This window comes from Microbacterium aurugineum, assembly GCF_023101205.1.
GTDB classification, from domain to species: domain Bacteria; phylum Actinomycetota; class Actinomycetes; order Actinomycetales; family Microbacteriaceae; genus Microbacterium; species Microbacterium aurugineum.
Map to the genome: position 1 here is coordinate 308064 of NZ_CP078078.1, position 18430 is coordinate 326493.

At 70.0% G+C, this 18430-nt stretch carries 21 protein-coding genes; 13 read left to right on the plus strand and 8 right to left on the minus strand.

The window, feature by feature from the left end; genetic code table 11:
• The first annotated feature begins 2 nt into the window (after positions 1-2).
• The gene (locus KV397_RS01465; RefSeq protein WP_261811990.1) at positions 3-404 is read left to right on the plus strand and encodes a hypothetical protein; all 402 of its coding nucleotides are present in this window, start codon (positions 3-5) and stop codon (positions 402-404) included.
• Between the two features lie 57 nt (positions 405-461).
• Entirely contained in the window at positions 462-1055 is a 594-nt protein-coding gene (locus tag KV397_RS01470) for a dihydrofolate reductase family protein (RefSeq protein WP_153243015.1), read from the plus strand.
• A 38-nt stretch (positions 1056-1093) separates the two neighbouring features.
• Here the strand turns inward: KV397_RS01470 and KV397_RS01475 are convergent, their stop codons facing one another.
• On the minus strand, positions 1094-2536 hold the full coding sequence (locus KV397_RS01475) for an MFS transporter (RefSeq protein WP_261811991.1): 1443 nt from the start codon (positions 2534-2536) through the stop codon (positions 1094-1096).
• A 61-nt stretch (positions 2537-2597) separates the two neighbouring features.
• On the opposite strand from KV397_RS01475, the gene KV397_RS01480 reads away from it, so the two are divergent.
• From KV397_RS01480 to KV397_RS01490, 3 genes are read left to right on the plus strand one after another with little or no spacing between them, the layout of a single operon-like run.
• The gene (locus tag KV397_RS01480) at positions 2598-3923 is read left to right on the plus strand and encodes an alpha-hydroxy-acid oxidizing protein (RefSeq protein ID WP_261811992.1); all 1326 of its coding nucleotides are present in this window, start codon (positions 2598-2600) and stop codon (positions 3921-3923) included.
• Between the two features lie 32 nt (positions 3924-3955).
• Positions 3956-4576 carry a hypothetical protein gene (locus KV397_RS01485; RefSeq protein WP_261811993.1) on the plus strand — a complete coding sequence of 207 codons (621 nt, stop codon included), beginning with the start codon at positions 3956-3958 and terminating at the stop codon, positions 4574-4576.
• Between the two features lie 50 nt (positions 4577-4626).
• Entirely contained in the window at positions 4627-5316 is a 690-nt protein-coding gene (locus KV397_RS01490; RefSeq protein WP_134352372.1) for a GNAT family N-acetyltransferase, read from the plus strand.
• 21 nt (positions 5317-5337) lie between these two features.
• Here the strand turns inward: KV397_RS01490 and KV397_RS01495 are convergent, their stop codons facing one another.
• Positions 5338-6807 carry a peptide MFS transporter gene (locus tag KV397_RS01495; protein ID WP_261811994.1) on the minus strand — a complete coding sequence of 490 codons (1470 nt, stop codon included), beginning with the start codon at positions 6805-6807 and terminating at the stop codon, positions 5338-5340.
• 113 nt (positions 6808-6920) lie between these two features.
• Here KV397_RS01495 and KV397_RS01500 point away from each other — a divergent pair, with 113 nt between their 5' ends.
• On the plus strand, positions 6921-8306 hold the full coding sequence (locus KV397_RS01500; protein WP_131494150.1) for a glycine--tRNA ligase: 1386 nt from the start codon (positions 6921-6923) through the stop codon (positions 8304-8306).
• A 138-nt stretch (positions 8307-8444) separates the two neighbouring features.
• Here the strand turns inward: KV397_RS01500 and KV397_RS17430 are convergent, their stop codons facing one another.
• Positions 8445-8654: a hypothetical protein gene (locus KV397_RS17430; protein ID WP_456085682.1), complete on the minus strand. Its 210-nt coding sequence runs from the start codon at positions 8652-8654 to the stop codon at positions 8445-8447.
• Positions 8605-9402 carry a helix-turn-helix transcriptional regulator gene (locus KV397_RS01505; protein WP_407665273.1) on the minus strand — a complete coding sequence of 266 codons (798 nt, stop codon included), beginning with the start codon at positions 9400-9402 and terminating at the stop codon, positions 8605-8607. Before KV397_RS01505 ends, KV397_RS17430 begins: the two co-directional genes overlap by 50 nt.
• 68 nt (positions 9403-9470) lie before the next feature.
• Here KV397_RS01505 and KV397_RS01510 point away from each other — a divergent pair, with 68 nt between their 5' ends.
• A complete protein-coding gene (locus KV397_RS01510; RefSeq protein WP_261811995.1) occupies positions 9471-10619 on the plus strand; it encodes an epoxide hydrolase family protein in 1149 nt (382 codons plus the stop codon).
• A 142-nt stretch (positions 10620-10761) separates the two neighbouring features.
• Here the strand turns inward: KV397_RS01510 and KV397_RS01515 are convergent, their stop codons facing one another.
• The 3 genes from KV397_RS01515 to KV397_RS01525 are packed head-to-tail and all read right to left on the minus strand — an operon-like array spanning position 10762 to position 13090.
• The gene (locus KV397_RS01515; RefSeq protein WP_232763247.1) at positions 10762-11187 is read right to left on the minus strand and encodes a DUF1801 domain-containing protein; all 426 of its coding nucleotides are present in this window, start codon (positions 11185-11187) and stop codon (positions 10762-10764) included.
• A complete protein-coding gene (locus KV397_RS01520; RefSeq protein WP_261811996.1) occupies positions 11184-11756 on the minus strand; it encodes an HhH-GPD-type base excision DNA repair protein in 573 nt (190 codons plus the stop codon). Before KV397_RS01520 ends, KV397_RS01515 begins: the two co-directional genes overlap by 4 nt.
• 32 nt (positions 11757-11788) lie before the next feature.
• Entirely contained in the window at positions 11789-13090 is a 1302-nt protein-coding gene (locus KV397_RS01525) for a glutamyl-tRNA reductase (RefSeq protein ID WP_134352366.1), read from the minus strand.
• Positions 13091-13176: 86 nt separating this feature from the next.
• Here KV397_RS01525 and hemE point away from each other — a divergent pair, with 86 nt between their 5' ends.
• Positions 13177-14199 carry a uroporphyrinogen decarboxylase gene (hemE, locus tag KV397_RS01530; RefSeq protein ID WP_261811997.1) on the plus strand — a complete coding sequence of 341 codons (1023 nt, stop codon included), beginning with the start codon at positions 13177-13179 and terminating at the stop codon, positions 14197-14199.
• A 59-nt stretch (positions 14200-14258) separates the two neighbouring features.
• On the opposite strand, the gene KV397_RS01535 is transcribed toward hemE, so the two are convergent.
• Positions 14259-15170: an NAD(P)H-binding protein gene (locus tag KV397_RS01535; RefSeq protein ID WP_261811998.1), complete on the minus strand. Its 912-nt coding sequence runs from the start codon at positions 15168-15170 to the stop codon at positions 14259-14261.
• Positions 15171-15237: 67 nt separating this feature from the next.
• Here KV397_RS01535 and KV397_RS01540 point away from each other — a divergent pair, with 67 nt between their 5' ends.
• The 5 genes from KV397_RS01540 (at position 15238) to KV397_RS01560 (ending at position 18422) form a co-directional block, all read left to right on the plus strand.
• Positions 15238-15570: a metalloregulator ArsR/SmtB family transcription factor gene (locus KV397_RS01540; RefSeq protein WP_131493328.1), complete on the plus strand. Its 333-nt coding sequence runs from the start codon at positions 15238-15240 to the stop codon at positions 15568-15570.
• Between the two features lie 26 nt (positions 15571-15596).
• Positions 15597-17174, plus strand: a complete 1578-nt coding sequence (locus tag KV397_RS01545) for a protoporphyrinogen/coproporphyrinogen oxidase (protein ID WP_261811999.1) — start codon at positions 15597-15599, stop codon at positions 17172-17174.
• Between the two features lie 148 nt (positions 17175-17322).
• Positions 17323-17754 carry a hypothetical protein gene (locus tag KV397_RS01550; protein ID WP_047521004.1) on the plus strand — a complete coding sequence of 144 codons (432 nt, stop codon included), beginning with the start codon at positions 17323-17325 and terminating at the stop codon, positions 17752-17754.
• A gap of 1 nt (position 17755) precedes the next feature.
• Entirely contained in the window at positions 17756-18163 is a 408-nt protein-coding gene (locus KV397_RS01555; RefSeq protein WP_021198266.1) for a phage holin family protein, read from the plus strand.
• The gene (locus KV397_RS01560; RefSeq protein WP_047521001.1) at positions 18150-18422 is read left to right on the plus strand and encodes a hypothetical protein; all 273 of its coding nucleotides are present in this window, start codon (positions 18150-18152) and stop codon (positions 18420-18422) included. The genes KV397_RS01555 and KV397_RS01560 overlap by 14 nt, the downstream gene beginning before the upstream one ends.
• The last annotated feature ends 8 nt before the right edge of the window (positions 18423-18430 follow it).

Consider the following 18430-nt stretch of genomic DNA (forward strand, 5'->3'; position numbering starts at 1 on the left):
GGATGCCACGATCTGACTGGACCCCGCACCGCCGCGACGACGGCGAGCTGCTCGGATGGATCCACCCTGCCGGAGACGAGTGGGTGGCTGTCGACGTGCTCGGCCGCCGTGTCGGTGCTCCCGCCGATTGGCTCGATGCCGAGGCTGCGTTGGAGGAGCACGGGATCGCGTGGCTCGCGGATCCGTGGATGCTGGACGGTGAGGACGACCGTCCGTTGCGCGTGCGCCTCCTCGAGGTGACTCCCGACGAGGACGGTGTGCCGGGGCGGATCGTGGTGAAGATCGACGACTTCGGCGACATGACCCGTCCGGCGACCGCGCAGTTCGTGCTGGCCTGGCCGATCCCGGATCGGCTGCGCCCTCCGCGGCACGACGACCCGGACCCGCGCACGATCTCCCGTTGACGGACGGCCTCGGTTCGCGTAGACCGGAGGGCGTCCGCATCCGAGGAGGAGTCACGCATGGGCATCATCTTCAGCGACCTCGCCGTCTCTGCCGACGGCTACGCCACCGGTCTGAACCAGACGGAGGAGCGACCGTTCGGCGATGTCGACGACTCCTGGCTGCACAACTGGATGTTCGACGCCTACGAGGAGAACAAGGCCGAGGTCGACGCGATCGTCACCTCGGGGGCGACCATCATGGGCCGCAACATGTTCGGCCCGGTGCGGGGGGAATGGGATCGCGACTGGCGTGGCTGGTGGGGTCCGAACCCGCCGTACCACAACCCCGTCTTCGTGCTCACGCATCATCCGCACGAGTCGATCGAGATGGAGGGCGGCACGACCTTCCACTTCATCACCGACGGCATCGAAAGGGCACTGGAGCTCGCCCGGGATGCCGCGGGGGAGCAGGACATATCGATCGCCGGCGGGCCGCGCACCGTGAACCAGTTCCTCACGGCGGGTCTCCTCGACGAGCTGCGCCTGCACATCACGCCGTGCATCATCGGGGCGGGGGAGCGCGTCTTCGAGGGGGTGCCTCCGCAGCGGCTCGAACGGGTGTCGGTGCGCGCAACCTCCTTGGTCACCCACATCACCTACCGGAGGATCTGAGCCGGTCCGCGTCGCGGATGTGCGGCGTCGCGCCGCGCTCAGCCGGGCAGGGACGGATGCTGCTCGGAGCTGCGCTGCTTCGGGATGAAGAGCGAGAGCACGACGGCGATCACGCCGGCCGCGATCGCGAGCCAGAAGCACACCTCGAAGGCGGCTCGCGTGGGCACGGCGACCCCGTCGACATCGATGCTCATCGCCGCGAGCACACCGCCCATCACGGCGGAGGCGCTCGAGGTTCCGACCGAGCGGAACAGGGCGTTCAGCCCGTTCGACGCCCCGGTCTCGTTCGCCGGCACCGAGCGCATGATGATCATCGGCATCGCGGCGAAGGTGAACCCGATCCCGATGCCGATGAAGATGTTGGCCACGAAGATGTGCCACACCTCGGAGGACCAGAGCAGGACGAAGACGTAGGCGAGCACGATCGCCGCGGCGCCGACCGTGAACAGCGGGCGGGGACCGACGGTGCGTTCGAGCCAGCCCGAGAGCGGTGAGATGACCATCATCACGAGCCCCGCCGGCATGATCACGAGCGACGCCGCCAGCATGTCGAGCCCGAAGCCCGCGCCGCCGACGGTCGGCATCTCGAGCAGTTGAGGGAACGTCACGTTCGAGGCGAAGAGCGCGAACCCCATGCCGATCGCGGCGATGTTCGTGAACAGGACGGCCGGGCGTGCGGCGACCCGGAGATCGAGCAGGGGGTCCTTCGTGCGCAGCTGGTACCAGCCCCAGACCAGGAGGACGGCGACTCCCCCGAGGATGCAGGTGAGCGTGAGCGCGGAGGTCCATCCCCATTGCGCTCCTCGCGAGACGAAGAGCAGGATCCCGGTGAGGCCGACCGCGAGACCGACGGCACCGACCACGTCGAGTCGACCGGGGAAGCGGAGCACGTCCTCCGGGATGACCACCAGAACGAGAGCGAGGCCGACGACGCCGAGCGCTGCCGCGAGCCAGAAGAGCATGTGCCAGTCGGCGTTCTGGGCGAGGAGCGCGGCGACGGGCATCCCGATGGCGCCACCGACTCCCATGGTCGCGCTCATGAGGGCCACGGCCGTGCCGAGCCGCTCGGGCGGCAGCACGTCGCGCATGATGGCGATGCCGAGGGGGACGACGCCCGTCACGGCCCCCTGCAGCGCGCGACCGATGATCACGCCGACGATCGAGCCGGACACCGCGGCGATCACGGAGCCGAGGATGAGGAGCGCGAGCAGGGCGATGACGACCCGGCGCTTGCCGTACATGTCACCCAGGCGGCCGGAGATGGGGGTGGCGACCGCGGCGACGAGCAGCGTGATCGTGACGACCCAGGTGGTGTCCTCGCGGGAGGCGTTCAGCAGTTGCGGCAGCTCGGCCTGCAACGGGACGACGAGCGTGAACATGAACGACGAGCACAGACCGGCGAACGCGAGGACCGCGACGATCGCCCACTTCGGCGGGGTGCGGGAGAGACGCTTCCTGGCTCTGTCGTCGCTCGCACCCACCGGCTCAGGCTATCGGCGATCGGACGATGCGGGGCCGTCCGGCGCTGGTTAGCATGTGGGCATGGTCACGAGCAGCGTCGCTCCGGACGATCCCGCCGCCCACCGCGGCATCTCCCGGCGTACCCAGTCCGACATCTACCGCGCGGGCATCAGCGGGACGAAGCCCGCGGTGCCGATCGACCCCGTGGCCCTCAAGGCTGCGGCCCGCAAGGCGCTGAGCGCCGAAGCGTTCGCGTACATCGCCGGTGGCGCGGGTTCCGAGCGCACCATGACGGCGAACCGTCGGGCGTTCGACCGCTGGCAGGTCTGGCCGAGGCCGCTCCGTGACGTCTCGACCCGCGACCTCGGCGTGGAGTTCCTGGGGCGGATGCGCCCGACGCCCCTTCTGCTCGCCCCGCTCGGGGTGATGGAGATGGCCCACGCGGAGGCCGACCTCGCGGTCGGGCGTGCCGCGGCATCCCTCGGCGTCCCGTACACGCTCTCGAACCAGGCCTCCTTCCCGATGGAGGAGGTGGCGGATGCCGCACCGCACGGCTCCCGGCTGTTCCAGCTCTACTGGTCGGCGTCGGACGACCTCAACCGCTCGCTGCTCGCCCGCGCCGAGGAGTCCGGGTGCGAAGCGATCGTCATCACCCTCGACACGCACCTGCTCGGTTGGCGCACCCGCGACCTCGATCTCGCGTACCTGCCGTTCACCCGCGGGATGGGGATCGCGCAGTACACGAGTGATCCGGCGTTCCAGCAGCTGGTGCGCGAGCGCGCCGCCGCGCCGAAGGGCGATGCGCCCGGCGTCCGCGTCACACCTCGGGCGGTGGCCGCGGCCCTGATGATCGCCCGCAAGGGCGCGCCGCTCACCGGCGGAGCTTCGTTGCGCGACAACCTCCGCTCGCCCTTGCCGCGGGCTGCGGTCGAGACGTTCCTCGACGTGTTCTCCACTCCTGCCCTCACGGGGGAAGAGCTGGCGAAAGCACGCGAGTGGACGAGTCTGCCGATCATCCTCAAGGGGATCGTGCACCCCGACGATGCCCAGGCGGCGCTCGATGCGGGGATGGACGGGATCTGGATCTCGAACCACGGCGGCCGTCAGATCGACCGCTCGGTGCCGACGCTCGACGTGCTGCCCGAGATCGCGGAGCGTGTCGCGGGCCGGGTGCCGATCGTCTTCGACTCGGGGGTGCGGGGCGGCGCCGATGCCGTGATCGCCCTCGCCCTCGGCGCGACGGTCGTGGCTCTCGGCCGTCCCTACGCCTACGGCCTCGGCATCGCGGGGGAGGTGGGTGTGCGCGAGGTCATGCGGAACGTGCTCGCCGAGATCGACATCACCCTCGGGCTGGCGGGGCTCACCTCCGCCTCTCAACTCGATCGGGACGCGCTGAGGAAGGTGTGAGCGCGCTCCGCCGTTCGTGATTGCATGGGCGGATGAGCGATGACGCCGCCTTCGACCAGCACCCCGCCGACTCCGCATACCACCGCCGGCTCCCGATCGGCGAGGTGCTCGACGCCTCCGCGATCGCCGAGGGTCTGCCCTGGGCCTTCGAGTCGATCACGATGCGTCCGCTCGAACCGATGCTCGTGCCGGAGAAGCCGCGCGGAGGAGAGATCGACCCGGCCGAGTGCGGGCACTGCGGTCCGAGCGTGCACACGATCTGGCACGACGAGCTGTGGCAAGTGCGTGCCGGATGGGACGTCGGCGGTCTGCCGTTCATCGGCGGGGTCGCGCCGCGCGAGCATTGGCTGCTCGAGAACGCCCCGCACGATGTGCTCGCCGCGCTGGGTCCGCTGATGCAGCGGGTCTCCCAGGCCGTCAAGAGCGTCCCCGGGGTCGCGCGCTGCCACTTCGGTCGCTGGAACGACGGCTCCGTGCACATGCATCTGTGGGCGATGGGACGCCCGGCGGGGATGATGCAGGGCCGCGGCGCCGTGCTCGCCTTCTGGGACGAGATCCTGCCGCCGCTGCCGCCGGAGATGGCCGAAGCACACCTCCGGATCGTCGCGGAAGCGCTCGCGGCGGGTGGCGGGGAGGCCTTCCCTTATCGCTGATCCGGGCCCGTCGATTCCTCGAACGGGCCGACGAGGGGCAGACTGGGTGCGTGCGAACCATCCGTGACCTCGACACCGTTGAACTCATCCTCGACGCGCAGGGCCTGCTCGACTCCATCCGGGGTCCGCAGCGCGTGGTGGATGCCGGCACCCTGCGCGCCCTGCAGCAGTCGGGCAACTACGTCGTCGGCTTCTTCGACGGCGAGGGCGACGAGGAGCGCATGGTCGGGGCATCGATCGCGTTCTTCGGCGAACCCGCCCGGCGGGCGATGCACTCGCACATCACAGCTCTGCTCCCCGAGTATCGGGGGCGCGGCTGGGGGCGTGAGCTCAAGGAGCACCAGCGTCAGTGGGCGTTCTCCCGCGACGTCGGTCGGATCACCTGGGTGTTCGATCCGCTGGTCGCGCGCAACGCGCATTTCTTCTTCACGGTGCTCGGCGCACGCGCGACGGGATACTCGGTGAACCGCTACGGGATCTTCGGCGGCGGAGACGCGGGTGACGAGAGCGACCGGCTCGATGTCGAGTGGGCCCTCGCCGACATCGCCAAGCCACCGGCAGACGACGAGGTCGTCGAGACCCTGGAGATCCCGGCGGACATCGAGGCGCTGCGCATCTCGGACCCGGTGGCCGCACACGAGTGGCGGCTCCGTCTGCGGGCCCAGATGGAAGGTCTGCTCGGCAGCGGACTGAAGGTCGCCGGCTACGACAACGCGCGCGGCTACCTCTTCACGGCCTGACCGCCTTCCGCGAAGGTGCGATCAGCGCACCCCGCGCATGAGCTTCAGGACGGGTTTCACGCTGAGCAGCAGGCCGATCCCGACGACGATGGCGATGCCACCGAGGATCGAGAAGTACGGTACCTCGTCATCCGGGTTGTAGAACTGCACCAGCCATCCGGAGATCGCCGTGCCGAGGGCGATCGACAGGAAGAACAGCGCGACCATCTGCGTGTGGAACGCGGCGGGCGCGAGCTTGGTGGCCACCGAGAGCCCGACCGGTGACAGCAGCAGTTCGGCGACCGTGAAGACGAACAGGATCCCGACGATCGCCAGCAGCGGCGTGGAGTTCTCGCCCCCTCCGGCGAACGGCAGGAACAGCAGGAACGCCGATCCCATGATGATCGCGGCCAGTCCGAACTTCACCGGTGTCGAGGGCTGGCGCTTTCCGAGTCGGGTCCAGATCGCGGCGAACACTCCCGACAGGATGATGATGAAGACGGGGTTGATCGACTGCACCCACGAGACGGGCATCTCCCAGCCGAACAGGTTCCTGTCGAGGCGCTTGTCCGAGTAGACGGTCAGGACCGTGAACTGCTGCTGGTACAGCGACCAGAACGCGACACTGGTGACGAACAGCGGCAGGAACCCCCACACCCGCGAGCGCTCGGTGGTGTCGATGCGGCGGCTGGACAGGATCACGGTGAAATAGGCGACGGCGGCGATCGCAGTGCCGCCGATGACCAGGGTCGCGAGGTTGTCTGCGCGGATCAGCCCGGTCAGGACCAGGACGGCGATGAGGGCGACGGCGACGACGGCGATGATCCCGACGAGAGGGTAGCGGGACGTCGGGAGCGGGTTCGGCACCTCGCGGACCGAGGCGGGCAGGGCGCGACGCCCGAACGAGTACTGGACGAGACCGAAGGTCATCCCCAGGGCCGCGAGTCCGAAACCGAAGTGGAAACCGAGGGAGGACTGCAGGATGCCGGTCAGGATCGGGCCCAGGAACGCGCCGAGGTTGATGCCCAGGTAGAACAGCGAGAAGCCCGCATCCCGGCGGGGATCCTCCGGGGTGTAGAGGCTGCCGACGACCGAGGTCGCGTTCGCCTTCAGGCCGCCGGAGCCGAGTGCGACGAGCACCAGGCCGACGCCCACGCCGACGAAGCCCGGGAGCAGGGCGAGGGCGACGTGGCCGGCCACGATCACCATCGCGCTGACGAAGAGCACCCGTTCGGACCCGAACAGGCGGTCGGCGAGCCAGGCGCCCAGGATGGTCGACAGGTAGACCGCACCGCCGTACGCGCCGACGATCCCGCCGGCGACGGCTTCGGGGAGACCGAGGCCACCCTGCGAGACCGAGTAGTACAGGTAGATGAGCAGGATGCCCTGCATGCCGTAGAAGCTGAAGCGCTCCCACATCTCCACGCCGAAGATGTGCACCAGAGCCCACGGTTGGCCGAAGAAGCGGGTGTCGTCGTTGCGGGCCCGCTGATCTCGCGCTGCAGTGCTCATGTCAGGACGGTACTCCCGTGCGGCCGTCGGGGCCAGGGTCGCCACGGGGCGACGGATAGAATGGGGTGCCCGTGTTCACGGGTCTCCTCCCGCATCCGACCATTGGAGCCACCATGGCCGAACAGTCCCGCCTCGACAAGGTCATCGCCCTCGCCCGCCACCGCGGGTTCGTGTTCCAAGCGGGTGAGATCTACGGCGGTTCCCGGTCGGCCTGGGACTACGGCCCCCTCGGGACGGAGCTCAAGGAGAACATCCGTCGTCAGTGGTGGCAGACGTTCGTGCGCGGCCGTGGCGACATGGTCGGCCTGGACTCCAGCATCATCCTCCCCAAGCGCGTGTGGGAGGCCTCGGGTCACGTCGCGACCTTCACCGACCCGCTGGTCGAGTGCCTGCAGTGCCACAAGCGCTTCCGTGCCGACAACCTCATCGAGGACTTCGAGGCGCGCAAGGGGCGCAAGGCCGAGAACGGCCTCGCCGACATCCCCTGCCCGAACTGCGGCACCAAGGGGCAGTACACGGAGCCCAAGGCGTTCTCCGGCCTGGTGAAGACCTACCTCGGCGTCGTGGACGATGAGTCGGGCCTGTACTTCCTGCGCCCCGAGACCGCGCAGGGCATCTTCGTGAACTTCTCGAACGTGCTCACCGCGAGTCGCAAGAAGCCGCCGTTCGGCATCGGCCAGGTGGGCAAGGCGTTCCGCAACGAGATCACGCCGGGCAACTTCATCTTCCGCACGCGCGAGTTCGAGCAGATGGAGATCGAGTTCTTCACGCCGCCCGCCGACGCACAGCAGTGGTTCGAGCACTGGGTCGAGGCCTGCTGGAACTGGTTCATCGATCTGGGCATCGACCCCGAGAACATGCGCCAGTTCGACGTGCCGGAAGACGACCGCGCGCACTACTCGGCCGGCACGATCGACGTCGAGTACAAGTTCGGCTTCGCGGGCAAGGAGTGGGGCGAGCTCATGGGCGTCGCCAACCGCACCGACTACGACCTGTCCAGCCACAGCGAGGCGTCGGGGCAGAGCCTGACCTACTTCGACCAGGCCACGGGCGAGCGCTACACCCCGTACGTGATCGAGCCGTCGTTCGGCCTCACCCGCGCGATGATGGCGTTCCTCGTCGATGCCTACCGCGAGGAGCAGGTGCCCAACGCCAAGGGCGGCACCGACGTGCGCACCGTGCTCAAGCTCGACCCGCGCCTCGCGCCCGTCAAGGCCGCGGTGCTGCCGCTCTCGCGCAACGAGAAGCTGTCTCCTCTCGCGCGTGAGGTCGCCGACACGCTCCGCAGCTCCTGGGCCGTCGACTTCGACGATGCGGGGGCGATCGGTCGCCGCTACCGTCGTCAGGACGAGATCGGCACCCCGTTCTGCGTCACGGTCGACTTCGACTCGCTCGAGGACCGCGCCGTCACCGTGCGCGACCGCGACACCATGGCGCAGGAGCGCGTCTCGATCGACCAGTTGCACGCGTACCTCGCGGAGCGTCTGCGCGGCGCCTGAGCCTCGCGTCACCTGCCCTCCCGACCCCCGCCTGGTGGTCGAGACCCCCGCGCCGCGCCGAGACCCCCGCCTGCTGACTGACGTCAACAGGCGGGGGTCTCGGCAATCTGGCGGGGTCTCGGCACGGAGGGGGAGGGATCAGCTGCCGGCCACCGCGCGCGCGTAGCGCTCGGACAACAGCTGGAGGCGGGGGATCAGCTCGGGTGGACTCTCGACCGTGAAGTCCATCAAGAGCATCCCGATGTAGGCGGCGACCGTGTCGAGGCTGTCCGCGCCGGTGACGAGGATGCAGTGCTCCTCATCGATCGGTTCGACCACACCGACCGCGGCATGGATCCGGTCGAGCACGGCCTCCGCCGAAGCGTCGATCCGCAGCCGGGCGTGCACGATCCACCCGCTCACCGCGATGGTCCGCATCGCGAAGGCCGTGTAGTCGCCCCCCGGGCAGCGGCTGCGGGTCGAAGCGCCGGTGGGTCGGCATCCGCAGGTCCATCCAGTCGACGCGGTAGGTGCCCCACTCCGCGGTGTGCGGATCGCGCGCAACCAGGTACCAGCGCCGATGCCAGGTGAGCAGCCGATAGGGCTCGACCAGCACGGGCGCCCCTTCGTACTCGAAGCGCAGCCACTCCTCGTTGCGGATCGCGCGCGCGATGGCCTGCAGCGATGCGGCGTCGACCTCGGGATCCGGGGCGTCGGTGTCGTTGTTCTCCGGAGCGCGGTCGACGCTGGTGCGGAGGGCGTCCACCGTGGGACGCAGATGCGACGGCAGAACCTGCTCGAGCTTGGCGAGGGCCCGGGCGCCCGACTCCGAGACCCCCGCGATGCCGGCCGCGGCGCGAAGCCCGACCGTGACCGCCACCGCCTCTTCGTCGTCGAGGAGCAGCGGAGGAAGCTTCCCGCCGGCCCCCAGGCGGTATCCGCCGATGGATCCGCGCGTGGCGTCGACCGGATACCCGAGGTCACGCAGCCGCTCGATGTCGTGCCGGATGGTGCGCGCCGAGACGCCGAGGCGGTCGGCCAGGTCGGACCCGGAGCGCTCGGGGCCGGTCTGCAGCAGGGCCAGAAGGGCGAGCAGACGAGCGGTCGGATCGGCCATCGGAACTCCGTGAAAGTCGTTCATTTATTAGGAACGAATCCAACCTAATGCCCTTCTACCTTCGAGATATGGAAAACACGACGCTCACCTTCCGCCCCTTCACCGTCTCGGTCTCCGCTGCCGAGGTCGCCGATCTCCAGGATCGCCTCGCCCGCACTCGTCTTCCGCAGCCGTCGCCGACGGATGACTGGGATGCCGGCACCCCCAACTCCTACCTGCGCGAGGCTGTCGCCGCCTGGCGTGACTTCGACTGGACCGCCGCCCAGGAGCGGATCAACGCCGTCCCGCACTTCACCACCGTGATCGACGGACAGACGATCCACTTCCTCCACGTGCGCTCGGCCCACGAGGGAGCGACACCCCTGCTGCTCGCCCACACTTACCCGGGCTCGTCGATCGACTACCTCGACCTGATCGACCGGCTCGTCGACCCGGTGGCGCACGGCGGCCGGGCGGAGGACGCCTTCGACGTCGTGATCCCGGATGCGCCCGGCTACGGCTTCTCACAGCCGCTCGCTTCGGCGGGGTGGACGACCGCACGCGTCGCGGAGGCGTACGACCGCCTCATGCGGGGGCTCGGCTATGACAGCTACGGCATCCACGGATCCGACAACGGGGCGATGGTCGCCCGCGAGCTGGGGCTGCGCGAACCCGAAGGATTCCTCGGTCTGCACGTGCTGCAGTTGTTCTCGTTCCCCTCGGGCGACCCGGCGGAGTTCGAGAAGCTGGAGCCCGCGGACTACGCCGGCCTCGAGCACATGCAGTGGTTCCAGTCGGTCGGCGGGTACAACGCCATGAACTCCTCGCGCCCGCAGACCGTGTCGGTGGGGATCAGCGATTCTCCGGTCGGACTCCTCGCGTACAGCGAGCTGTTCAACTCGTTCGGCAACGGCACGTCGCTCGTGCCTCTCGAGAAGATCCTGCTCGAGGTCAGCGTGAACTGGTTCGCGAACGCGGCGTCCGGCATGTCGCGCAGCTACCTCGAGAACGCCAGGGCAGACGCCGCCGAGGAAGGGGTCGAGTCGCGCGTCAGCACCGCCCGCACCGGAGTCGCCGTGTTCGCGGACGACTTCCAGACGATCCGGGTCTTCGCCGAGCGCGACAACGCGAACATCGTGCACTGGAGCCGCTTCGACGATGGCGGGCACTTCGCCGCTCTGGAGCGCCCCGACCTGCTCGCCGCCGACCTCCGCGCGTTCTTCTCCCCGCACCCCTGACCCCCCGCCCCGTCCCACCCACGCGCCGAGACCCCCGTTCCGCGCCGAGACCCCCTCCTGCAGACGGCTGCAGGAGGGGGTCTCGGCGACGAGAGGGGGCGTCGACGATGAAGGGGGCACCGCAGCACCGGGGCGGGGGGTGTCAGCCCGTGACGGTGAGCTGCACCTCGGAGGTGCCACCCGCCTCGACCCAGGCGAGCGAGCGTTCGAGGATGCCCCGCAGCACGTCGAGGTCGATCTGCTCCAGATCCTTGATGTACAGGCACCCGACGCCCGTGGTGTGCGGTCCGAGCTCGGCCAGGGCCTCGGCGTGCGCGGCCACTCCGTCGAACAGGTAGATCGTCGTCGCAGCCTTGCGCGGAGCGAAACCGAGCAGCCCGCTGTCACCCTCCGTGCCGGTGGGGTAGCGGTAGTGGCAGGAGCCGAACCCGATGATCGTGCCCCAGGTCTGCGGTTCGCGTCCGGTGATCTCCTGCATGAGCGCGGTCAGGGTCTCGGCGTCCCGACGGCGGACCGCGGGGGAGGAGCGGGCGATGAGCCCCGCGACGTCATCCCCGGTCGGCTTCACTTCGCTGCCTTGGCCGCGGCCTTCATGGCCTTCTTGTGCTCACGCACCTTCGTGAGCGAGTCGGGCGAGACGATGTCGGCGACGCTGCGGTAGGAGCCGTCCTCGCCGTAGGGGGCGGACGCCTCGCGCCAGCCCTCGCCCGTGAAGCCGTACTGCTTGCCCAGGAGCGCGAGGAAGATCTTGGCCTTCTGCTCGCCGAAGCCGGGGAGCGCCTTCAGGCGCTTCAGCACCTCGGGTCCCGACGGGTTTCCCTCGGTCCACAGCGCGGCGGCGTCTCCGTCCCAGTCGTCGACGAGGGTCTGGCACAGCGTCTGCACGCGGGTCGCCATCGATCCGGGGAACCGGTGCACCGCGGGGGTCTGCCTGAAGGCCTCGAGGAACTCGTCCGGCGCCATGTGAGCGATCGTCGCGGCGTCGGCAGCTCCGGTGCGCTGCTCGATCTTGAGCGGACCGGCGAATGCGGTCTCCATCGGAACCTGCTGGTCGAGCAGCATCCCCACCAGCAGGGCGAGCGGGTTGTTCGTGAGCAGGTCGTCGGCGGCGGTGTCTCCGGTGATGTGAAGGGCCATGCCTCCAGTGTCCCACCCCGCGGCGGAGCGTGTCAGGCGGTCGCGGCGTCGTCCGCGGCGGAGGTGTCGGCCTCGGGCGCGATGCCGTACAGCGCGGACAGCGCGGCGGTGAACTCGTCGGCGCGACCGGCGGCGGCGAGCTCGTGCGCGCGCACGGTCGGGGTGTGCAGCAGAACGCCGGAGAGGTGGCGCAGAGCCTGCTCGACCTTGCCGTCCTCGTCGCCGCGTGCGCGAGCACGATCGATCTCACGCTCGAGCAACTCGAAGATGTGCGAGCGGAAGGCCACGACCGAGGGGGTCACGCTCTGTCGTGCGCCCACCACGTGGAAGGTCTCGGCGGCTTCGCGGACGACCGTGCGCGCGGCATCCGTCGCCTGGAGCTCTTCGAGCGGTGCGTGGAGGCGGATGGTCTCGAGGTCGAGCAGGGCCACGCCCTCGAGCGAGGCGACGGCGGGGTCGACGTTGCGCGGCATGCCGAGGTCGACCACGAGCCGGCTGTGGGCGCCGACGGGGCAGCCGACAGCGGCGGGTCCGGTCGGAAGCTGCAGGTGCTCGGGGCCGAGCACAGGCTCCGTGGCGGTGGTGCACGTGATGAGCAGGCTCGAGCGTGCGGCGGTGCGGGCGTACTCGTCGGCGGCGATGGGACGGATGCCGTGCTTCGCGGCGAAGACCTCGGCGCGGCCCGAGGGCGAGTACACCGAGATGTTCACGGCACCGCGCTCACGAAGCGTGGCCAGGGTGACCGCGGCATAGGCTCCGGTGCCGACCAGCAGCACGCGCTCGGCGGCCCAGTCGGCGATGCGGCTGTCGGCGAGTTCCAAGGCGAGGCGCACGAGCGAGCGGCCCGCGCGGCCGAGGGCGGTGACGTTCTTGACCTTGCGCTGCGCCTGGCTCGCACGCTGGAAGAGGCGTTCGAGTTCGGGGGAGGTGGTGCCGTCCTTGCGCGCGGACGTGAGGGCGCGGCGGACCTGCCCGGCGATCTCGCCCTCGCCGGAGACGACGGATTCGAGACCGGAGGCGACCGAGAAGAGGTGTTCGGCGACGCGGCGTCCCGAGTGCACGGCGTAGGCACCGTCGAGCTCGGCGGCAGGGATGCCCGTCGCGGATTCGACCGCTTCGATGACGGCCTCGACGCCGATCGCACCGGCTGCGGTCACCGGTTCGTCCATTTCGACGTACGCCTCGAACCGGTTGCACGTCGCCAGGACCACGGCACCCTGCACACACGGCGTCATGCCCACGAGAGTGGGAGCGACGTCGTCGGGGGTGCGGCTCAGGCGTTCGAGCAGTTCGAAGGAGGCGGTCTTGTGACTCGCCGTCACACACAGCAGCACGTTTCGATTGTACCGGAGCGCGGAGAGCGGGGAGTCGCACGGCCCGACTCGGCGGCTCCATAAGGGCGGAATGCGAGGATGGGGACATGGCCCTCTCCGACGCCCCGCTTCTGCGCGCCCTCGCCGGCGACCGTCCCGCCCGCACCCCGGTCTGGTTCATGCGGCAGGCCGGCAGGTCGCTGCCCGAGTACCGTGACCTGCGCGTCGGGACCCGGATGCTCGACGCCTGCCTGACCCCGGATCTCGCTGCCGAGATCACGCTGCAGCCGGTGCGCCGCCACGGGGTGGACGCGGCGGTGTTCTTCAGCGACATCGTCATCCCGCTGCGACTGGCCGGGGTCGACGTCGAGATCGAGCCCGGGCGTGGCCCGGTGTTCGCGGACCCGGTGCGCACGGCATCCGACGTCGATCGTGTCACCGCCATCGATCCGGACGACCTGGACGGCACGGCCATCGCGGAGGCGGTCGGCATCGTCACGGCGGAGCTGGGCGACACCCCGCTGATCGGCTTCGCCGGTGCGCCGTTCACGCTCGCGGCCTACCTCGTCGAGGGCGGCCCCTCCAAGGAGCATCTGCGTGCGCGGGCCATGATGCACTCCGACCCGGAATCGTGGAACCGGCTGGCCGGATGGCTGGCGCGTGTCTCCCGTCGCTTCCTGGAGACCCAGCGGGACGCGGGGGCCTCCGTCGTGCAGCTGTTCGACAGCTGGGCCGGATCGCTCAGCACCGCCGACTACCGCGCGTTCGTGGCTCCGCACTCCCACGCCGCGCTCGCAGACATCAGCCTTCCGACCATCCACTTCGGCGTCGGCACGGGGCCGTTCCTCGCCGACATGCGTCTCGACGGTGTGGCCGACGGGGTGGGCGTCGACTGGCGGCAGCCCCTCGATGAGGCGGCCGCGATCCTCGGACCGGACGTCACGGTGCAGGGCAACATCGATCCTGCGCTCCTCGCGGCCCCGTGGCCGGTGCTGGAGGCTCATGTGCGCGACGTGATCGATCGCGGTCGAGCGGCGCGAGCCCACATCCTCAACCTCGGACACGGCGTCCCGCCCGAGACGGACCCCGACCAGCTCACCCGCATCGTCGAGCTGGCGCACTCCCTCTGACGATCAGATCGGCTTTCGAGTCGCGTGAATGGTCGCATCCGTGACCCGAAAGCGACCATTCACGCGATTCGAGGGCCAGCAGTCCGCCGCAGACGACGTATGATCCGCAGGTCGTCGAGAGTGAAGCCCCCGGCCGGGAGCGCCGCGCGGATGCGCTCGTCGTCGAACGCCCGGGCCGGGCGGATGCCGATCGGCGCCTCGGGGGCGAACGGTGCGGCCTCGCTCACGCCCTCCGCGAGCATCCGTGCCTGAGCCTTCGCCACGAGCGGGACGACCATCGTCCACTCGGTCGCCTGGGCCAGCGCCCGCACGACCCACGTCGGCACCGGGAGGAACGCGGGACGGCGTCCGGCGACACGGGCGATGCGACGGATCGCCTCGCCGAGTGTGACCTCATCCACACCCATGACCGCGATCGTCGGCTCCTCGATGCGGCCTTCGAGAGCGGCGACGAGGACGTCGACCGCGTCCTCCACGGGCACCGGTCGTGCCGTGCGTTCGCGGTAGCCGACGGTCCAGAAGAAGGGCAGTGTCCGCACCGCCTTGGTCACGTGGTCGACCATGTGATCGCCGGGGCCGTAGATCATCCCGGACTTGAGGATGGTGTGCGGGATGCCGGAGGCGCGGACGATCTCCTCCGCCTCCCACTTCGACTCGTGGTATCCGGAGCCGCAGTCGGGCCGTGCTCGGAGGAAGCTGACGAGGACGATGCGCTGCACGCCGGCGCGGCGGGCTGCCTCCACCACGGCCCTCGTCCCGTCGACGTGCACGCGGCGGAACGTCTGTCCGTCTATCTCGCGGTTGATCCCGGCGCAGTGCGCCACGGCGTCGCACCCCTCAAAGGCTTTACTCAGGGCCTCCACGTCGGTGATCTCGATGCCGTTCCGGCGGGAGATCACGACCGCGTCGTCGAGGCGGTCGGCGAGGTTCCTGCCGACGAATCCGGTGCCGCCCGTGATCGCTACCCGCATGGTGCTTCTCCTTTGCTAATTAGCTACGCGGCTACAGAGTATCTAGCAAAGGTGCTATATTGCAACCATGACCGACAGCGCGAGCGACATCTTCGCGGCGCTGGCGCACCCCACCCGGCGTCAGATCCTGCAGGATCTGAAAGAGGGGGAACTCGCGGCCGGCGAGATCGCCTCGCGTTTCTCCGCGAGCGGGCCGACCATCTCCCGTCACCTGAGCGTGCTCCGCCAGGCCGGACTCGTCACCGAGCGCCGCGACGCCAACCGCATCCTCTACTCGCTCGTCGGTGAACGGCTCGCGCTGTCCGTCGGCGACTTCCTCTCGACGGTGTGCCCCGAGCAGATCGTGCTGCGCGAGGTCCGCAAGCGTGGACGCGGCAGTTCTGAGCCCGTCGAGGCCTGATCCGCACCGGTGGGAGAATTGAGGGCATGACGCCCGACCCCTCCTCTGCAGAGCCGTCCGATCTCGCCGCCCGCGCGGCGCAGAAGCACGTGGTCGTGATCGGTGGCGGCATCGGCGGCCTCGTCGCGGCGCGGGAATGCGCCAAGGTCGGCATGCGCGTCACCCTGCTCGAGTCCGCGGACGAACCGGGGGGCGCGATCCGTCGCATCGAGCTGGACGGCGTCGTCGTCGATGCCGGGGCCGAGAGCTATGCCACCAGGGGCGGACACGTGCGCGCCTTCGTCGAGGAGCTCGGCCTCGCAGATCGCATCGTGGCTCCGCAGGCGGGCGCCGCCTGGTTGGCCGGCATCCCCGGCGTGGGCGCGGCACCGCTCCCGGTCGGAGGGATCCTGGGGATCCCCGCGAACCCGTTCCAGGACGACGTGCGTCGGATCATCGGATGGTCGGGCGTCTGGCGCGCCTACCTCGATCGTGTCCGGCCGCCCCTCACGATCGGCCACCAGCTCAGTCTCGGCAAGCTGGTCGCCTCGCGTATGGGACCCAAGGTGCGCGACCGTCTCGTCGCGCCCGTCACCACCGGCGTCTACTCCGCGTCTCCCGACGACGTCGACATCGACGTGGCGGCTCCGGGTCTCAACGCCGCGCTCACCCGCGTCGGCTCCCTCTCCGGTGCCGTGCAGTCGCTCCGTGACGAGGCGGCCACGGCGAGGGCGGCGACGGCGAGCGCGGAGGACAAGACGCCCGGAGCGGCGGTCGAAGGACTCTCCGGAGGCATGAGCGCCCTCGTCGACGCGCTCGCCGCCGATCTGGGACGCCTCGACGCCGACGTGCGGACGGGAGTGAGGGTGCGCAGCGTGCGCCGGGCCGGGGCGGCCTGGACGGTGGAGGTGGAGACCGCGCCCGTCGTCGACCTCCCCGCCGTCACCGACGACGAGGCCGCGGTCGTCACGGAGTTGCGTGCCGCCGCGGTGGAATCCGCTGCTCCGGTGGTCGAAGAGCTCGCCGCCGACGCCGTCATCATCGCGACGCCCGAGTCCACGGCGCGGGAACTCCTCTCCTCGGTGGTGCCCGATCTCCGGAAGACGGAGGCGGCGGCCTCGCCCGAGATCGAGATCGTCACCCTGATCCTCGACGCGCCCGCGTTGGATGCCACCCCGCGTGGCACCGGCGTACTCACGGTGCCGGGCAGCCACACGGCCAAGGCTCTGACACACTCGACCGCGAAGTGGGGGTGGGTGCGTGAAGCGGCAGGAGGTCGCCATGTCGTCCGCGTGTCGTTCGGCGCGCAGGGCGAACCGGCCGCCACTGCAGAGCTGAGCGATACCGATGCCGCGGACCTCGCCCGCAGGGAAGCCGCTGCTCTGCTCGGTGTCCCCCTCGCCCCCGCGGCCGTCCTCGCCTCCCATCGCGGCCGTTTCGTGCAGTCGCAGCCGGCGTCGATCATCGGATCCGGGGCCCGGCGTCGGGCCGCGCGGGCTGCGGTTCAGGCGGTTCCCGGCCTCGCTGCGGTCGGTGCCTGGCTCGCCGGAACAGGGCTCGCGCAGGTGATCCCGGATGCGCGGGACGAGGCGGACCGCTTGCGGCGCACCCTGTTGTGGGACTGAGACACCTCTCCGTGTCAACCCTCCGGCGCATAGATGCCGAAATCGGCATACGGGGTTACGCTGGGAACCTGCCGCCGGGCGCGAAGCCTGCGGTCGATCCAAGCCGGGCGAAGCTGGCCGGACAACCGGAACAAGGTGAGGAGACCCCATGAAGGGGAAGATCGGACTCGTCGTCGGACTCGGCGTGGGCTACGTCCTCGGCACCCGTGCCGGACGTGAGCGCTACGAACAGATCAAGACGCAGTGGCTGAAGGTGTGGAACCTCGATCCGGTGCAGGAGCAGGTCACCAAGGTCAAGGGCTTCGTCGGCGACAAGGCCGCTGCCGTGCCGGGAGCGCTCTGGACCGGCGTGGTGAAGGTCGCCAAGTCCGTCAGCGGCAACGGCACCCCGGGTCAGCGACTCGACTCCGCCATCGCCACCGGCCGCGAGGCGGCGGAAGACCTCGCCGAAGCCACCGAGGAAGCGGTCGAGGCCGCGAAGGCGACGGCGAGCACGCCCGCCAAGAAGCCCGCCGCCAAGAAGCCCGCGGCCAAGAAGCCCGCGGCGACCAAGTCCGCCCCCAAGAAGTCCGGCGCCTGACATGCCCCGCGGTTACCGTGATCGTGCCGACGACAGTCTGCTGACCCTGCTCGGGGATCTGCCGGAACTCGTCACGAATCTGGTCAAGGCCGAGATCGACGCCGCGAAGGCGTGGATCTCGCGGACCTCGAAGGACGCCGGTATCGGCTCCGTGTGGTTCCTCGTCGCGCTGTTCTTCCTGTTCTGGGCCGTGCCCGTGATCCTGGTCTTCGCGATCGCCGGACTCTCATCGTGGTGGCCCGTGTGGCTCTCGGCGATCGCCGTGTTCGGCATCCTGATCCTGGCCGTGCTGCTGTTCGCGCTGCTCGGCATCCTGAAGTTCCGCAAGGTCCTCGCGCGCCAGAACCCGGCGCAGGCCGTCGCGGAAGACATCCGACTCGTGAAGGAGGCCGGCGATGACGAATTCTGAGTCGATGCCGCGCACCGCCGTCCCCGCCGGGATCGTCGACCCCGTCGCCTCCGCGCGCGCTGAGCTGAAGGCCGCGCTCGCCGCCATCGAGGTCAAGGGCAACCTGCCGCGCCGTCTCGAGAAGGCCTCCACGCGCGCCGCCGCCAAGGCCCGGGTGTTCGCCGATCGCAACCCGATCGGTGCGATCGCCGCTGCTGTCGGCGTCGCTGCGGCCGTGGGCGGTGCGGTCTGGGCGATCGCGCGCGTGATCTCCCGCTGACGCGCGGA

Bases quoted from the DNA above. Each gene is read 5' to 3' on its own strand.
- KV397_RS01465 (WP_261811990.1), top strand. From the start codon at position 3: ATGCCACGATCTGACTGGACCCCGCACCGCCGCGACGACGGCGAGCTG.
- KV397_RS01470 (WP_153243015.1), top strand. From the start codon at position 462: ATGGGCATCATCTTCAGCGACCTCGCCGTCTCTGCCGACGGCTACGCC.
- KV397_RS01480 (WP_261811992.1), top strand. From the start codon at position 2,598: ATGGTCACGAGCAGCGTCGCTCCGGACGATCCCGCCGCCCACCGCGGC.
- KV397_RS01485 (WP_261811993.1), top strand. From the start codon at position 3,956: ATGAGCGATGACGCCGCCTTCGACCAGCACCCCGCCGACTCCGCATAC.
- KV397_RS01495 (WP_261811994.1), bottom strand. From the start codon at position 6,807: ATGAGCACTGCAGCGCGAGATCAGCGGGCCCGCAACGACGACACCCGC.
- KV397_RS01500 (WP_131494150.1), top strand. From the start codon at position 6,921: ATGGCCGAACAGTCCCGCCTCGACAAGGTCATCGCCCTCGCCCGCCAC.
- KV397_RS01505 (WP_407665273.1), bottom strand. From the start codon at position 9,402: ATGGCCGATCCGACCGCTCGTCTGCTCGCCCTTCTGGCCCTGCTGCAG.
- KV397_RS01510 (WP_261811995.1), top strand. From the start codon at position 9,471: ATGGAAAACACGACGCTCACCTTCCGCCCCTTCACCGTCTCGGTCTCC.
- KV397_RS01520 (WP_261811996.1), bottom strand. From the start codon at position 11,756: ATGGCCCTTCACATCACCGGAGACACCGCCGCCGACGACCTGCTCACG.
- hemE (WP_261811997.1), top strand. From the start codon at position 13,177: ATGGCCCTCTCCGACGCCCCGCTTCTGCGCGCCCTCGCCGGCGACCGT.
- KV397_RS01535 (WP_261811998.1), bottom strand. From the start codon at position 15,170: ATGCGGGTAGCGATCACGGGCGGCACCGGATTCGTCGGCAGGAACCTC.
- KV397_RS01540 (WP_131493328.1), top strand. From the start codon at position 15,238: ATGACCGACAGCGCGAGCGACATCTTCGCGGCGCTGGCGCACCCCACC.
- KV397_RS01545 (WP_261811999.1), top strand. From the start codon at position 15,597: ATGACGCCCGACCCCTCCTCTGCAGAGCCGTCCGATCTCGCCGCCCGC.
- KV397_RS01550 (WP_047521004.1), top strand. From the start codon at position 17,323: ATGAAGGGGAAGATCGGACTCGTCGTCGGACTCGGCGTGGGCTACGTC.
- KV397_RS01555 (WP_021198266.1), top strand. From the start codon at position 17,756: ATGCCCCGCGGTTACCGTGATCGTGCCGACGACAGTCTGCTGACCCTG.
- KV397_RS01560 (WP_047521001.1), top strand. From the start codon at position 18,150: ATGACGAATTCTGAGTCGATGCCGCGCACCGCCGTCCCCGCCGGGATC.